Source organism: Sulfurospirillum deleyianum DSM 6946 (genome assembly GCF_000024885.1).
Taxonomy (GTDB): Bacteria; Campylobacterota; Campylobacteria; order Campylobacterales; family Sulfurospirillaceae; genus Sulfurospirillum; species Sulfurospirillum deleyianum.
The window spans coordinates 792,790-809,628 of record NC_013512.1; the positions used below are offsets into that span (position 1 = coordinate 792,790).

At 41.6% G+C, this 16,839-nt stretch carries 10 protein-coding genes; 8 read left to right on the plus strand and 2 right to left on the minus strand.

Annotated features, from left to right (window positions below):
• Positions 1 to 99 precede the first annotated feature (99 nt).
• From SDEL_RS12040 to SDEL_RS04100, 5 genes are all read left to right on the plus strand, one after another.
• Positions 100 to 243: a hypothetical protein gene (locus SDEL_RS12040; protein ID WP_012856591.1), complete on the plus strand. Its 144-nt coding sequence runs from the start codon at positions 100 to 102 to the stop codon at positions 241 to 243.
• Positions 240 to 3,665 (plus strand): VCBS domain-containing protein, encoded by a 3,426-nt coding sequence (locus SDEL_RS04085; RefSeq protein WP_012856592.1) that lies wholly within the window; start codon positions 240 to 242, stop codon positions 3,663 to 3,665. The genes SDEL_RS12040 and SDEL_RS04085 overlap by 4 nt, the downstream gene beginning before the upstream one ends.
• Before the next feature lie 159 nt (positions 3,666 to 3,824).
• The gene (locus tag SDEL_RS04090) at positions 3,825 to 8,441 is read left to right on the plus strand and encodes a retention module-containing protein (RefSeq protein WP_012856593.1); all 4,617 of its coding nucleotides are present in this window, start codon (positions 3,825 to 3,827) and stop codon (positions 8,439 to 8,441) included.
• Between the two features lie 305 nt (positions 8,442 to 8,746).
• The gene (locus SDEL_RS04095) at positions 8,747 to 9,478 is read left to right on the plus strand and encodes a threonine/serine exporter family protein (RefSeq protein ID WP_223295843.1); all 732 of its coding nucleotides are present in this window, start codon (positions 8,747 to 8,749) and stop codon (positions 9,476 to 9,478) included.
• Positions 9,479 to 9,480: 2 nt separating this feature from the next.
• The gene (locus SDEL_RS04100) at positions 9,481 to 9,945 is read left to right on the plus strand and encodes a threonine/serine exporter family protein (RefSeq protein ID WP_012856595.1); all 465 of its coding nucleotides are present in this window, start codon (positions 9,481 to 9,483) and stop codon (positions 9,943 to 9,945) included.
• Between the two features lie 86 nt (positions 9,946 to 10,031).
• Here SDEL_RS04100 and SDEL_RS04105 read toward each other — a convergent pair whose 3' ends face one another.
• Entirely contained in the window at positions 10,032 to 12,080 is a 2,049-nt protein-coding gene (locus tag SDEL_RS04105; RefSeq protein ID WP_012856596.1) for a heavy metal translocating P-type ATPase, read from the minus strand.
• Positions 12,067 to 12,444, minus strand: coding sequence for an ArsR/SmtB family transcription factor (locus SDEL_RS04110; protein WP_012856597.1), 378 nt, complete (start codon positions 12,442 to 12,444; stop codon positions 12,067 to 12,069). Before SDEL_RS04110 ends, SDEL_RS04105 begins: the two co-directional genes overlap by 14 nt.
• A gap of 484 nt (positions 12,445 to 12,928) precedes the next feature.
• Between SDEL_RS04110 and SDEL_RS04115 the strand changes: the two genes are divergently transcribed.
• The 3 genes from SDEL_RS04115 (at position 12,929) to SDEL_RS04130 (ending at position 16,833) form a co-directional block, all read left to right on the plus strand.
• Positions 12,929 to 13,672: a TorD/DmsD family molecular chaperone gene (locus tag SDEL_RS04115; RefSeq protein ID WP_012856598.1), complete on the plus strand. Its 744-nt coding sequence runs from the start codon at positions 12,929 to 12,931 to the stop codon at positions 13,670 to 13,672.
• Positions 13,673 to 13,759: 87 nt separating this feature from the next.
• Positions 13,760 to 13,957 carry a twin-arginine translocation signal domain-containing protein gene (locus SDEL_RS04120; protein ID WP_012856599.1) on the plus strand — a complete coding sequence of 66 codons (198 nt, stop codon included), beginning with the start codon at positions 13,760 to 13,762 and terminating at the stop codon, positions 13,955 to 13,957.
• 17 nt (positions 13,958 to 13,974) lie between these two features.
• Positions 13,975 to 16,833, plus strand: a complete 2,859-nt coding sequence (locus SDEL_RS04130; protein WP_223295844.1) for a formate dehydrogenase subunit alpha — start codon at positions 13,975 to 13,977, stop codon at positions 16,831 to 16,833.
• The last annotated feature ends 6 nt before the right edge of the window (positions 16,834 to 16,839 follow it).

Genomic DNA, 16,839 nt, shown 5'->3' on the forward strand with positions numbered 1-16,839 from the left:
TTTTAATTTTTCGTCAGTTTCTATTGTACATAGGTACAATAGACCTCCTTTTTCTTTTGTGTTAGCATGGTTGTATAAGCAAATAAAAGGGGTTTTATCATGGCACTTTCAATTGGAACGATCAAAGAGATTAAAGGTCTTGTTATTGCAAAAGGTATGCAAGGAGAAGAGCGGGTATTAAAAGTAGGTGACACACTCTTTTTGAGGATACGATACGTACCTTTGGAGCAGACTCGAAAGTGATTCTTGCTTTGATGGACGGGAAAGAGATAACCCTAGCGGGCAATGATGATATTTTCTTAGATAAAAGCGTTTATGTCGCTGAAGGATTTGGGGAAGAAGCCGTCGTTTCTAGCCAAACGGTCGGTGATGTGATGTCTGGAAAGAGTGTTGAAGAGATGCAGGCTGCGCTTTTAAGAGGTGAAGATGTTAGTGAGCTTGAAGCGACTGCTGCGGGAGAGGGTGGTGCACCTGTGGGGGGTGAGATGTCAACCAATGCGATGGCACGTTACCTTACAGGAGGTAGTGAGAGTAATGTCGTAGCGGATTATCGTACTCTTGACGTAGGTACGGGTGAGGATGTCACATATGTTCCTCCCACAGCACCTCTTGAAGAAGCTGCTACGGTTGTCGTTGCAAACAGTGCGCCATTAGCAGGGGATGATAGTGTTGTCACCAATGAGGATACACCTCTTTTAGGGACACTACCTTTGGCCACAGATGTGGATGGTGATGCCATTACTTATGCGTTGGTAGGAGGTACGACTTCTGGAACGGTTGTTCTTAATGACAATGGAGGCTATACCTATACCCCCAATGCCAATTATCACGGTGGAGATTCTTTTACATACAGTGTCACCGATAGTAATGGTGCGAGTAATACGTATACCGTTTCGATTGATGTTTTACCTATCAATGACACGCCAATACTGGGCAGTGCCGTAGTTGGTTTGGATGAAACCGATGTGATCTTAAGTACGGGTGGAACCCTTAGTGGTGTGGTTGATCCTGATGCAGGTGAAAACGCTTACGTTGCTCAAAGTAATGTTGGAGGAACCTATGGTGTCTTTAATTTAGCCACGGATGGTACATGGAGCTATGTGGCAAACGCCGCTTACAATGAACTTAACGCCGGCGATGTGATTAGTGATACCTTTATCATTAAAAGTGTGGATGGAACGGTTGATAGCAGTGTACAAGTGAGCATCACCGGTACCAATGATACCCCTGTTTTAGGCAGTGCTATTGTAGGACTTAATGAAACCGATGTGATCTTAAGTACGGGTGGAAACCTTGGTGGGGTGGTTGATCCTGATGCAGGTGAAAACGCTTACGTTGCTCAAAGTAATGTTGGAGGAACCTATGGTGTCTTTAATTTAGCCACGGATGGTACATGGAGCTATGTGGCAAACGCCGCTTACAATGAACTTAACGCCGGCGATGTGATTAGTGATACCTTTATCATTAAAAGTGTGGATGGAACGGTTGATAGCAGTGTACAAGTGAGCATCACCGGTACCAATGATACGCCAGTTTTAGGCAGTGCTATTGTAGGACTTAATGAAACTGATGTGATCTTAAGTACGGGTGGAAACCTTGGTGGGGTGGTTGATCCTGATGCAGGTGAAAACGCTTACGTTGCTCAAAGTAATGTTGGAGGAACCTATGGTGTCTTTAATTTAGCCACGGATGGTACATGGAGCTATGTGGCAAACGCCGCTTACAATGAACTTAACGCCGGCGATGTGATTAGTGATACCTTTATCATTAAAAGTGTCGATGGAACGGTTGATAGCAGTGTACAAGTGAGCATCACCGGTACCAATGATACCCCTGTTTTAGGCAGTGCTATTGTAGGACTTAATGAAACCGATGTGATCTTAAGTACGGGTGGAAACCTTGGTGGGGTGGTTGATCCTGATGCAGGTGAAAACGCTTACGTTGCTCAAAGTAATGTTGGAGGAACCTATGGTGTCTTTAATTTAGCCACGGATGGTACATGGAGCTATGTGGCAAACGCCGCTTACAATGAACTTAACGCTGGTGATGTGATTAGTGATACCTTTATCATTAAAAGTGTGGATGGAACGGTTGATAGCAGTGTGCAAGTGAGTATCACCGGTACCAATGACACGCCTGTGGCTTCTTACCATGAATTTACAACCGCTGAGGATACTGCCATTACCCTTACGGATGCGCAATTATTGATAGGTTCAAGTGATATTGACGCAAACGATGTTTTAAGCATTGATAATGTAGCGCTCAAAGATCCAGCCAATGGAACGTTAATCAGTAATGGTGATGGAACGTATACGTTTAATCCTTCACATAATTACAGTGGTAGTGCTATTGAGCTTAGTTATACGCTGACAGATACGAGTGGGGCAACCAGTACGCAAGATGTGATGATTCATGTAACACCTGTTGCAGATGCGCCGTTGCTTCAAACCAGTGTGCTACAAGGTGATGTCAGTTATGGTACTGAGTACGAAGCTCCTGTGTTTAACGGTCATTTAAATGCTGGCTCAACAACGGGAAATATTCTTTTTAATGGTTATACAAAGCAAGCAATCATTGACATCAAGAGTTATAAAACTTCTGTGGATGAAGGACGTATAGTCTTTTTAAGAGATGGCGAATTCGTCAAAGAATTCTTGATGGATACGTTGTTACCTACCGCTAATAATCAGTCTATACAGCTTGTTTTGGATTCGGATGAGTATTTTAACATGGTGCGTATCGACAATTTTGCGGACGGTAGTGATAAAAACGCAGAGTTTAAGGTTGATAGTGTGAGTTTGGTAGCGCCTATTACCGTAGAGTATCTTCTCAATATCGATGCCGCACTGAGTGATAGCAGTGAAATGTTAACGCCTGTTATGATTGAAAAAGCATCATTACCTGATGGAGCAAGCCTTTATGAAAACGGTGTGGTGGTGTATGACGTTGACAATGATGGCTACTATGTTGTTGACCCAGATGCAGAGATTACGTTTACGACAGATCGTTATATAGGGGTGGATGAAATTAATGCCATTAGTAGTAGCGTTACCTCTTGGGATGGTGCAGATTCCGCGACAACAACGCAAAGTTCCTATAATGAAATCTCGGGAACATTGGGCGATGATACGTTATCTGGAACCGAAGGTGATGATTTACTCAGTGGTAATGATGGAAATGATAGCCTAAGTGGTGGTTTGGGTGATGATTTTCTTGATGGAGATGAAGGGGTAGATGCTCTTTATGGTGGTGTAGATGATGATGTCTTAGTCTATGATAGCGCTGATAGCCAAATAGATGGCGGTGATGGATTAGATACACTATTGGTTGGGGATTCGAATATTGATTTCAATCTAATTGATGATGCAAAACTAGAAAATATTGAAGTGATTGACCTCTCAAGAGCAGATGTGTCCATTACCAATTTGAATCCACAAGACGTCTTTGACATGACGGACGATACCAGTACCATTTTGAAAATTATAGGAGATAGCAGTGATGCTGTTGCCAGTACGATTATTGCAGGGGAAGATTCACCATGGAATGTCTCTGCGGATCAAACAGGTGTTGATGAAGGTTTTGTACGTTATGAGGGTGCACTGCCAGATAGCACACCTGTATATATTGATGTACAAGATAGCATTGTTCATACTGATTTTGATTAAAATTCAGAGGGATTTTTCCCTCTGAATCTTTTTACATGTAAAGATATAAACGCCTTGTATGCGTCTTGTTATCTCTTCTTATTGTACTAAAGTACACTATTAAAAATCTTCTCATTTTGTTATTATCGCGCGTTTATAATACTGAGAGAAGGATAATGTATGGCACTTTCTGTGGGTTTGGTGAAACAATTAAGTGGTTTAGTCATGGTAAAAAATGCTATGGGTGAAGAGAGAGTTTTAGCTATTGGAGATACGATTCATTTTGAAGAGACGATTAGTACCTTAGGTGCTGGGTCTCGTGTGATGCTCTCTTTGTCTGATGGACGAGAAATTACATTAAATGGAAATGATGGTTTAAAAATAGATGCGAGTGTTTATACATCGAATGAGGGTTTTGGGCATGATGCCGTAGTTGCAAATCAAACGGTGAATGCGATTATTTCTGGAGCAAGTGTTGAGCAAATACAAGCTGCTTTGCTAAAAGGTGAGGATATTTCAAACTTAGAAGCAACCGCTGCCGGTGAAGCTGGAACATCCACAGCTTCTTCTTTGATGTCAGGCTTTGCGACAGCACGCTATGTTTCAGGTGGTAATGAGAGCAGTGTAGAATCTTCACAACGAAGTATAGATGAAACGCCCAACGATGAAACACCTTTGATACTGACGGATACACAAGCGACTCAAACCACCACATCCATGAGTGAAGTGATTACTGATACTACGCCTCCTGATAGTTCCAAACTTGCTATTACCAATATCGTTGATAACACAGGCAATTATGCTTCAGTAACCATCAGTGGAACAGGCGCAGAAGAGGGCAATACGATTACCCTTTACGATGAAGATAATAACGTGGTTGCAACAGCCATTATTCAAGCTGATGGGACATGGAATGCGGATATTTCAAATCTCCCTAATACTCCAGTGGGTGACAATGAATTTTTTAAAGTCACAGAAACGGATGCTTCAGGCAATACCACAGCGCAAAGCACAGCAGTACACTATTATCACGGGGCTGGAACAGGAGCATATACGGAACAAACGGATGATTTTGTCCTTTTAGGAGATGGCAATGATCTCGTGTACACCGATAGCGCTTCACCTATAGCTTATAGAGACGATAGCAATGATACACTTGTCATTGATGGGGGCAATGGAGCTGATACGGTTCTCTTTGGCAAAAATGCTTCTGAATATACCATAACGACCACCGCCAGTGGTTCTATTTTGGTGAGTGAAAATGTAAGCAGTGATAGCGATGGAAATGGCATAGGCGATGTCACAGAGCTTAGAAATGTGGAGAAACTTCAATTTTTAGATGGTGCTTATTATCCATACAATACGGCTGCGACATTAAGCGTAACAACCGTCACTACCTTTGTAGAGGATGCCAGCAGTAATGGTGTAGGTAGTGTTGTTGCACATTACAGCACCTCAGACGTGGATGGGGATAGCGTGAGTGTGAACTTAAGCGATACGACGCACTATGCACTTGATGGCAGTGGCAATGTAACGCTAACTGCCGCAGGAGTAGCTTTGGTGAATGCAGGCAGTGATTTACCCGCATTTACACTAACACCCAACGATGGTAAAACATTAGGGAGTGCCGTGAGTGTTGACCCTAGCGTGACTGTCGTTAATGATGCACCTATTGCTTCCGCTTCAAGTGATAGTGTGAATGAAGATGCGCTTTCTGTATCCATTACCCCTGTGCAAGGTGGAGTCAATTTACTCGCTGGTTTAAGTGATGAAGATACCAGCAGTGGGCATAGCATTGCACAAATTAGCAGTGACAATTCACATTATACGGCGGTAAGTAGCAGTGGAACACTGATAAAAGTAGGTTTTAGCTATACCAATGCAGAAGGTGCTACCTCAACCATTTATCTTCCCGTAAAAATCAATACCGATGGCAGTTATGCCATCTCTCAAAGTGAACTCTTAAATGCTATTCCAGAAGGGCAAAGCGCAACGGGAAGTTTTTGGTACACCATTAGCGATGGTGAAACAACCAATAATCTCTCCATACCACAACAATTTACCATGACCATTCTAGGACAAAATGATGCGCCTGAGGTGAATGTGACCACTCTTGAGACAATGCAAACAAATGCAGATATTCCTGTGATGGTTAAACTCTCAGGTGATAGATTTAACACGAGCACAGGCGATGCGCCTAAGTTTAATATTTACGTTGATGGTGTAAAGCTTAATGACTCACCCCTTAGCGTTGAAGAGTTCCGTAGTTATAACATTTCAAGTTCTTTGGGAAGTGTAGCACGTCAAACTTCGTACGAATACGTTACCTTTGATGTGGCGCAAGGCACAAAGAGTATTGCGATTGAGTTTGTTCAAGATGCGTATGAAGGGGGTGGCGATACGGATGGTGATGGCTACAGCGAGGATAGAAACCTTATTGTAGATTCTATTACCATTGGTGGAACAGTGAGTACGGGAGCCAATGGTACGCTTCAAATCAGTGGTGGAGTTACCCTTCAAGCGGAAGATAAAAGCGTTTCAAGTTACATAGCAAGTGGCACGGATAGGAGCGGTACGGAGACCATGGCGTGGAATGGAAAAATGACATTTAATGTCGAAAATGCAGTTGCTGGTGCTACATCCAATGCATCGTTTCAAACGGAAAATTTTAATGAAGATGTTGTGAGTCAAACGGGTGTGACAGGAAGCGTTTCTCTTTTAAATGGAGCAACGGATGTCGATGGTAAAACTTCAGATTTAACAATTTCCCAAGCGGATGGCAGTAGCTTTTCTGCGCCTATTGTCGTGACATTTAATATGAGTGGTGGAGGGAGCTTTGATGCCAATGTGACATTAAAGAGTAATGGAGAGTATAGCATCGAAGCAAATAGTGCTTTTAATACTATCCCTCAAGGAGAAGTTGCAACGGGCAGTTTTGATTTTTACATCAGAGATGCCAATGGGGGTGTTTCTGAAAAACAGACGTTTACGATGAATGTTGAAGGAAAAAATGACGCTCCTATAGCGGTGAATGATACATTAAATATAACAGAAGATACAAGTACAATATTTACCTTAGCACAATTGATGGGTAATGACACGGACGTTGATAGCTCAGCTTTAAGTATTCATAGTGTGACCAGTGGCACGAATGGCACAGCATTTTTAAACAGCAATGGAACCATCACATTTACCCCTAATGAAAACTTTAGTGGTACAGCAGATTTTACGTATACCATAAGCGATGGCACAACGGTTTCAAATGCTGCAACTGTAAGTATAGTTGTCTCTTCTGTAGCGGATGCGCCTGTGCTGTTTACACAAAATATCACTGCCCTTAATCAAGGAGCGACGGTTATATCGACACATCAAAGCGATACAATTATTACAGCACAAGGGGTAAACTATTCGAACGGTGTATCTCAGACAAACCTTGAAGTAGAGTTAGGTGTAAATGCTAACTATCTTGACACCTTTAATCCTAATGGAAGTGATAGTGGTACCGTTAACGTTATTGATGGTAAAGTGAGTGAGTCACACTATACGATGGGTATAGGCATGAGTGTTTCATGGGATTACAGTTTTAGAAACGGTGAAGATTATGCAAATCAAATTTCGGATGGTTTTAATGATATTGTGGTTCTTTTAGTGACAGATCCTCTAGGCGTTAAAACCTCTTATATCGTCAATGCGTCTGAAATGACAGGAACAACATTTGTTAATAATGGAACGTACAGTTATACAGCAAGCATGGAAGGAAATTATACGTTTGCATGGTTGGTTTTAAATGGAAGTGATGTTAATAAAGACTCCTCTTTATCCCTTTCAAATGCTAATTTCAAACTTGCAGGAGACAATACGGTTTATGGCGCTCCTATTTCGCTCAGTTCATTGTATGCTACACTTGGTGATACAGATGGCTCTGAAACACTAAGTGTAGTCATTTCTGGAGTTCCGAGTAATGCTACTTTCTCAAGTGGAACAAAAAATAGCGATGGTACATGGAGTTTTAGTGAGAATGATTTAGAAGATCTTTACCTCTTACCTGCTGATAATTACACAGGAATGATCAACCTTTCCATTACCGCAACAGCAACGGAAGCCAATGGCAGTAGTGCAAGTGTTTCAGAAATTATGAGTGTTACCATTTCCGAGACTTCATCCCTTCTCTCTGGAACGGAAAATACTAATACATTAAATGGAACAAATGAAAATGATTTAATGCGTGGATACGCGGGTAATGACACACTTAATGGAAATAACGGTAATGATATACTCTTTGGTGGTGCAGGAAATGATATATTAAATGGGGGTAATGGAAGCGATACGCTTGATGGTGGTGTAGGGAATGACATTCTCAATGGAGGTAATGTCAATGATACGCTCGATGGTGGAGCGGGAGTTGACCAACTTTACGGTGGAAATAATAATGACATCTTCGTGTACGATAGCGCTGATAGTGTTATACATGGTGGTAATGGTGTAGATACTTTGCTCTTTTCTCACGATGCAACGGTTGATTTAAGCGGCATTACCGATGGAAAAATAGAGAGCATTGAAGTGTTGGATTTAACTAAGGCGAGTGTTGAGCTGAGCATTAATCCAGCCGATGTTTTAAATATCACCGATGATAGTAATACCATTTTGAAAATTTTGGGTGGTAGCGATGATACATTGCATGGCACAGGCTGGACCCAAACCACGGGCGCAGATGCTGGATTTACCCGCTTTGAAAGCAGTGACCATGTGGTTAAAATGGATGTGCAAGAGAGCATTGTTCATACCGACTTTCATTAATGATAAAAGGAGGCGATTTGCCTCCTTTTATTCTTTACATGTAAAAAATTTTATAACGATACCATCGCTTCTTTTAGTTTAAATCTATTTTGACTATGATGTGCTCTACAAAAGACATCTTGCAAAACTCCTTTTGCAAGAAAGAAAAGCACCTAGTGTGCAGGGGCATTCCGCCGAGGAAAACTTAGTGTTAACGTAGCCTTTAGAGCTTTGCTTTAAAGGTGTGCTAAGAGTTCTGCAAGAACTCTAAAATAGAAAAAGGATACCTTACGATTTCACATGAAGAACAGACAAGAATCACGACGGTGGTGGTTCGTGTGGCAGTGATGCTTCTTGAATACGGTGCTGAAAGTCGTTTGATTGAACAGCTCTCTTCTCGTTTGGGTGTTGCTTTAGGGTGTACCTCTGTTGAGATGTCTCTTATTCCCTCTGCGGTTGTTCTCACCACACTTGTTGGTGATTCTTCCGTGACGACAACACGACGTGCGCAAGAACAACCTATTAATCTCTCTATTGTCCATCAAATTGTGACGATTTGCATTGAGACAGAGAAAAATCCTTGCGATATTATGACGGTTGAGCGAAAATTGATGGCGATTCATGCGGATGCGTATCCTGTATGGTTATTGATTCCTATGATTGGTTTTTCGTGTGCGGCATTTAGCCATTTGCATGGTGCGGATTGGTCTGGATTTTGGATTACTTTTTTGGCAGCTTCGGTTGGAATGATAGTACGAAGAGAGCTTTCTCATCGCAATTACTCTTTATTAATCGTTTTTGCTTTTACCGCATTTGTCTGTACGCTCATTGGTAGTTTGTCCTTTTATAATGGGCTGAGTACTACGCAGAGTGTTGTGCTCTCTTCAAGTGTTTTATTGCTCGTTCCAGGTTTGCCTTATATCAATTCGATGTTGGATGCTTTTAAAGGTTATATCAGTATGGGATGGGGGCGTTGGACACAAGCGACGTTATTGACCCTGATGTCTTCTCTTGGCATTATGCTTGCCATGGGGCTTTTAGGTCTTAAAGGATGGTAACAATGGCTTGGATACCTCTTTTACTAGATGCGTTGTGGGCAGCGATTCCCTCCGTTGGATTTGGGATGATTTTTAACGTGCCTCGTTCGACATTACCCTTGTGTGCTTTTGGTGGTGCGTTTACGTACGGACTAAGAGAAATCTTGATAAACAATGCGCTTTCCATTGAACTTTCGACGTTTATTGCGGCGACTGCGATAGGCATTATAAGTGTTTTTTGGTCTCGTCGTTATGTGATGCCTCGTCCTGTGTATACGGTTCCTTCTATTATTCCTATGATTCCAGGGACGTATGCGTATGAAATGATGATTAGCTTAGTTCGAATGAATAGTGATGGTGTGAGTGATGTTCTGCTTTCTGGTTTTATTCAAAACGGTTTGCATGCGATTAGCATTTTATTTGCGATTGCTTTTGGATTGGTGTTGCCTTCGATGTATTATACCAAGCGTAAAAAACCTATTATTTAGTTATTTTATACTATTTTGAAAGAACATTTTTATAGAAAATCTTTTTTACATGTAAGAATAAAAAGCCCCCTAAAGGGAGCTTTTAGCTATTTGTGTGTGAGTACTCGTGTGGCATTAAGTACGGCAATGAGGGCAACACCTACATCGCCAAAAACCGCTTCCCACATGGTCGCAACACCAAACGCACCCATAATGAGAATCGCCCCTTTGACTCCGAGGGCAAAGATGATGTTTTGCCACACAATCGTATGGGTTTTACGTGCAATTTTAAGGGCAGTGGCGACTTTGGTAATTTCATCGGTCATAATCACCACGTCAGCCGCTTCAATGGCAGCGTCAGAGCCAACTCCACCCATGGCGATACCTACATCAGAGCGTGCTAACACAGGTGCGTCATTAATTCCATCGCCGACAAAAACGGTTTTGCCTTTGCCCTGTTTGCGTGCCATGATTTCTTCGAGTTTTTCTACTTTTTGATGTGGTAAAAGTTCCGCCTCAATTTGGGTAATGCCCAGTTTTTCACCCACACTTTGCGCCGTGGCTTTATGATCGCCCGTGAGCATAATAATTTCGTTAATTCCCAAAGAGCGAAGCGCTAAAATAGCTTCTTTACTCTCTTCTTTTGGGGTGTCCTCAATGATGAGATACCCCACTAACTCTCCCTCTAACGCAACATAAACAACGCTCTGCGGTGTGGTAATGCGTTCATGCGCAATGCCTTGCTCATGAAGCAGTTTATCATTACCCACAAGAATGGTTTGCCCATCAATGTGTGCTTTAACCCCATACCCCGCAAGCTCTTCATAGTGTTCGACGTTGCCTTCATGAGAAGCGTTATACGCTCTTTTAATCGAGAGTGCTATGGGGTGGTTGGAGTGCATCTCTGCAAGGGCTGCGAGTCTTAACACCTCTTCTTCACTTTTGGTAGAAAGTGCTTGAATGCGTGTCACACTAAAAATACCTTTGGTAAGCGTTCCTGTTTTATCAAAAACAACTGTATCGACCTTTTGAAGGGCTTCAAGAAAGTTACCCCCTTTGATTAAAATACCATTACGTGATGCCCCACCAATGCCTCCAAAGAAGCTCAGCGGAATAGAAACCACCAGTGCGCAAGGGCAAGAGACAACTAAAAAGACTAAAGCACGCCTAAACCACTCACTAAATTCTGCTCCTTCGATGAAAAGAGGGGGTAAAAAGGCGAGTAGGGCAGCGGAGATGACCACAAAAGGGGTGTAGTACTTAGCAAAATGGGTAATAAACTGCTCTGTTTTAGCCTTTTTATTGCTGGCATTTTGAACCAAATCGAGAATTTTTGAAACCGTCGAATCGGCAAAAAGTTTGGTGGTTTGAACCAGTAAAAGACCTGTTTTATTGATGCTTCCAGAGAGTACCTCTTCGCCTTTACTCACCTCTTTGGGCAGGGTTTCACCGGTAAGGGCGGAAGTGTCAAGTGTGGATGAACCCTCCACAATCACACCGTCTAAAGGAATTTTTTCCCCTGCTTTAACCAAGATGAAGCTACCCAAAGGCACATCATTGGGGGAGACTTTTTGCTCTCCACTCTCTGTTTTTAGGTTTGCAAAATCGGGGCGAATATCCATGAGTTTGGTAATGGATTTGCGTGAACGAGCCACAGCCAAGTCTTGAAAAAACTCACCAATACGGAAGAAAAGCATGACCGAAACACCCTCAGGATACTCGCCGATACTAAAAGCACCCACAGTGGCTAAACCCATCAAAAAGTTTTCATCAAAGAGTTTTCCTCTAAAAAGATTACGAAGTGCGGCGTAGAGAATCTCGCCTCCCACTAAAAGAAAACTAGCGACGTAGGTTGCAAGCATCCATGGATGGCTCTCATCCATAAAAAGGGCAAAAACAAATAAAACAGCCCCGACACAAAAGGCATAAAACTGCGATGAGTTAAGCATCTCTTTGAGGCTTTCATCACTATGTCCGTGGTGATGGTGATGGTCGTGCTCATCGTGGTCGTGGTCATGAGAAACATGGGTGTGCGTATGCTCATCTTGTGCATGATGGTGGTGCTCATTTTTGGCATTGACTGGAACGATAGGTTCACACCTTGAGCAACAACTTTGCGTTGACTCACAGCTTTTGGGTTCTTTAGAAAATGGCATGCTCAAATCCTCGTGGTTCTAATATATGCTCTAAGCCTTGATTGAAAATACTTTTAATGTGTTCATCATCCAAGGAGTAAAAGACCACTTTTCCCTCTTTGCGATGTTTGACAAGTCGTGCTTGACGAAGGACACGAAGCTGATGAGAAATGGCAGACTGACTCATACCTAAAAGCACAGCAATGTCACAAACACACAGTTCTGCTTCAAAAAGTGCAGAGATAATCTTAACCCGTGTGGTATCGCCAAAGACTTTAAAAAGCTCCGCCAAATCATAGAGCTTCTCCTCTTGTGGCATCTTTTTTTTAACGATTTCAATGAGGTTTTCATGCAAAATATCGCAACTGCAAAATTCATCACCCATAAAGGCTCCTTTTTACTTATGTTTGTACATATGAACAATTATTCATATGTTAGAGCAAGGTAGATTATAAAATCCTTAAAGTGAGAGTCGAACTCAAAATGTTTTACATGTAAAGAGAGATAATCTTTTTGGTCAAAAATATTTGACTGATAAAAAAGAGGCAAGTCTACTTTTTGGTAAGTTTCAGGAAACTTTATGTACTATCTCTTATCTGCTTCAACCCTCTAAACGATATGCTAAAAATGCATATTTAAGTTTCTTTTAAGTTTTTTTTCTACTTTTTTTAGACCTTTTTAGCCTAAGCTTACCTATGGTACATTTTCTCAAAATTGGTCAAAAACTTTTGACTGATAGAATAAATAAAAAGACAAAAATAGGGTTTTGTTTCTACAAAGATTCCGTGTTTTCCCTTGTTTGAGAGGCTTTACATGTAAAAAGCCTTTTTGGTCTGTTTTTATTGACTTTAAAAAATGAGGAATGAACCATGTTAAATAAAGAATCCGTCAATAAAGCCCGTTCTCTCTATTATGGTTTTCTGAGCAAGTTGTTTGTTTTTACGACAAGCCCAAGTCGTTATGAAGGTTTGAGTGAGGCTTTGGAAGTGATGGCTCAAAATCCATTGGATGAAAACTCAGGTGAGGCGCTAAGGGAAATTCAACTTTTTTTAGCTCACAACGGCGAGAGTGCTTTTATTCAAGAATACGACGATGTTTTTCATAATCCTTCTTATAAAGTGGTACGCAACACCGCTTCGTATTATGATGAAGGGGTTGAAAGCGGTAGAAAACAGCTTGAAGTAAAAAATTTCCTTGCAAAAACAAAAATCAGACGTAATGAGCAATATTTTAAAGAGAATGAAGACAGCGTTGGGTTTATCTTTACCTTTATGCATGAGCTGATTGAACTTATTATGAATGAGCAAAAAGAGTATGACTCTTTGCAACACTGCCTTTATACAGAGGTGATTAATCCTTTTATTGATGAGTTTATTATCAAAGTGTATGAGCATCCCATGGCACGTATCTACAAATCGGTCGCCATTGTTTTAAATGCGTTTATGGCGTTTGAGCGTCTCTATTTTGATGTCGCAAAACCTCCTTTAAAAGAGGTGGAGCGTATTCAAAAACCACAACCTTTGGAGATGGTCTCAGGTGCGGAAGCCAAACGTAGAGCAGAGAATAAGGCTAAAAAAGAGGCAGACAAAGCCAAAAAAATGGCAGAAGTCTAAAAGGCAGTCCTAAGGGATTGCCCAAGGCTATAAAGATGGCTTTGAGCAATCCCTTGAAAGAGGGATTATCTCATAAGGAGGTGCTCAATGAACGAAAGCAGACGTGGCTTTGTTAAAAAAGCTGCACTTGCAGGTGCGATGACCGCCGTTGGCGTAGCCAGTGCACACGCAAGTTCTTCTGGTTCAAAAAGTTCAAATGGCGTTGTTGTAGGGAAGTCTCCCAAAAAAGAGATTACCTATAAGAAAACACAAGCGTGGGAAGATTATTATAAATCTGCTCTATAAATTAGGAGGCACACATCATGCAAAATGATACCATCCGTGCTCTAAGCACGACTGTGGGTCGTCGTTCTTTCCTCAAAATGGCAGCGGTTGCAAGCGTTTTTGGTGCAACATCAAGCTTTGCGAGTGAAAAAGTAACGAGAGCCGCAACAGAGGAAGAGGTTAAAAACCCATTTCCTGGAAGTAAAAAAGTTAAAACTATCTGTACATCTTGTTCTGTCGGATGTGGTGTAATCGCAGAAGTTCAAAATGGCGTATGGGTTCGTCAAGAAGTTGCTCAAGACCACCCAATAAGCTTAGGCGGACACTGCTGTAAAGGTGCAGATATGATCGATATGGTCAGATCTGAAGTACGTCTTAAATATCCAATGGTCAAAGAAAATGGTCAATGGAAACGTTTAAGTTGGGATGATGCGCTTAATCGTATCGCAACCAAATTAGCAGATTTAAAGAAAAAAGATGGCGCAGATGCCGTTCAGTTCTTAGGTTCAGCTAAGATGAGCAATGAGCAAGCGTACTATTTTAGAAAGTTTGCAGCCTTTTTTGGAACCAATAATACAGACCATCAAGCAAGAATCTGACACTCTTCCACAGTCGCTGGTGTAGCGAACACATTTGGATACGGTGCGATGACAAACTCTTTAGGCGACATTCAAAAGTCTAAAGCGATTATTATTTTTGGTGCAAACCCAGCGGTGAATCACCCTGTTGGTTTCCAACATTTCTTAAAAGCAAAAGAGCGCAATAACTCTCAGTTGATTGTTATTGACCCACGTTTTACAAAAACGGCGGCAAAAGCAGATATTTATGCACAAATTCGTCCAGGAACTGATATTCCTTTTATGTACGGAATGCTTAATATTATTTTCCAAAACGGTTGGGACGATAAAGAGTATGTTGACGCACGTGTTTTTGGTATGGATAAAATTCGTGAAGAAGCCAAAAAATGGACACCTGAACTCGTTGAAGATGTCACAGGCGTTCCAGCTCAAACACTCATTCAAATTACCAATCTTTATGCAAAAAATCGTCCAGGAACGTTGATTTGGGCAATGGGTCTAACCCAACACAGCATTGGAACCAGCAATACACGTATGGCACCAATTCTCCAATTAGCGCTTGGTAATATGGGTAAAGCAGGTGGTGGTACCAACATTCTAAGAGGTCATGATAACGTCCAGGGTGCGACTGATATGGGATGTTTAGCTGACTCACTTCCAGGATATTATGGTTTAGTTCCCGTTGTTTGGAAGTATTTCGCAAAATCATGGGGTGTGGATTATGAATACCTTGTGAAGCAATTTAAAGATGCATCATGGATGGAAAAGCCTGGTTTTTCATTGGCTCGTTGGTGGGCAGGTGTACAAAATGTCAAATCAGATGAAAAAATCGAAAATGCAGGTACATCGCTTAAAGCATTGTTGGTGTTTGGTAACGGAATTACCTCTGTTGCACAACAAGCAAAAATCAAAGAGGGTTTAGACAATCTTGATATGCTCGTTCTTGCAGACCCATTTGTGAACGAAGCAGCGATTTTGACCGATAAAAAAGACAATGTCTTTATTTTACCAGCTGCAACACAGTTTGAGACCAGCGGTTTAGTGGTTGCAACCAACAGAAGTGCACAATGGCGTTATAAAGTTGTTGAGCCTCTTTATGAGAGCAAACCTGATCAAGAGATTATGTTTGAACTAGCTAAGCGTTTAGGTTTTTATGAGCAATATACCAAAGGTATGTTGATGCAAGAGACCAAAGATGGCAAATTAGAGATGATTCCTAACAAAAAAGATTTTGTATGGCCAGAAGATGCGACCAATGAAATTGCACGTATCATCAAAACCATCGGCTTAACAGGTTGGACAGCTGAGAGGGTTAAAAAACATACTGACAACTGGCATATGTTTGATGAAGTTACAGGTGCTGGAATGGGACCAATGAAGGGCGAATACTATGGACTTCCATGGCCATGTTGGACAAAAACACACGGTGGTTCACCAAACCTTTACGATACCTCTATCTCTGTTAAAGAGGGCGGTATGGGCTTTAGAAATAACTTTGGTTTGGAAAAAGATGGTGTCAATCTTTTAGCAGAAAAAGGCTCTTTCCCTAAAGGCTCAAAAATTGAGACAGGGTATCCTGAGATTACCAAAGCGAATATTGAAGCCGTGCTTGGAATTACACTTACAGAAGAAGAAAAAGCAGCGTGTGGTGCAAACTGGAAAGTGGATAACAGCGGTATTTTGGTTCAAAAGTGTATGGAAGCAGGTGTTTGTCCTTACGGTAACGCTAAAGCACGTGCGATTGTGTGGAACTTCCCTGATCATATCCCAATGCACAGAGAACCACTCCATTCACCACGTCATGATTTGACACTCAAATATCCAGCGTATGCGGATAAAGCAAATCATTTCCGTGTTATGACCAAATATATCTCTGTTCAAAGTGCGAAAGATTACTCTAAAGAGTTCCCAATTAACATGGTAACAGGACGTTTAGTCACGATGAACGGTGCGGGTATTGAAAACCGTGCGTCAAAATACATTGCAGCCTTAACGCCTGAGATGTTCTGTGATATTCATCCAGATTTAGCGCACAAGCATGGTATTAAAAATGGTCATATGATGTGGATTCATTCACCAGAAGGCACAAAAATCAAGGTGAAGGCAAAATACTCTTATACAGTTTTACCTGATATGGTCTTTATGCCATTCCACTTTGCAGGATATTTCCAAGGCGTGGACAGAACAGGTAATTTCCCAGCAGGAACGAAACCATTTGCAAGTGGTGAGAGTGTTAATACCGTTACAAACTATGGTTATGACATCATTACTCAGATTCCTGAAACTAAAGGCGGCTTATGTCGCATAGAGAAAGCGTAGGGGGCG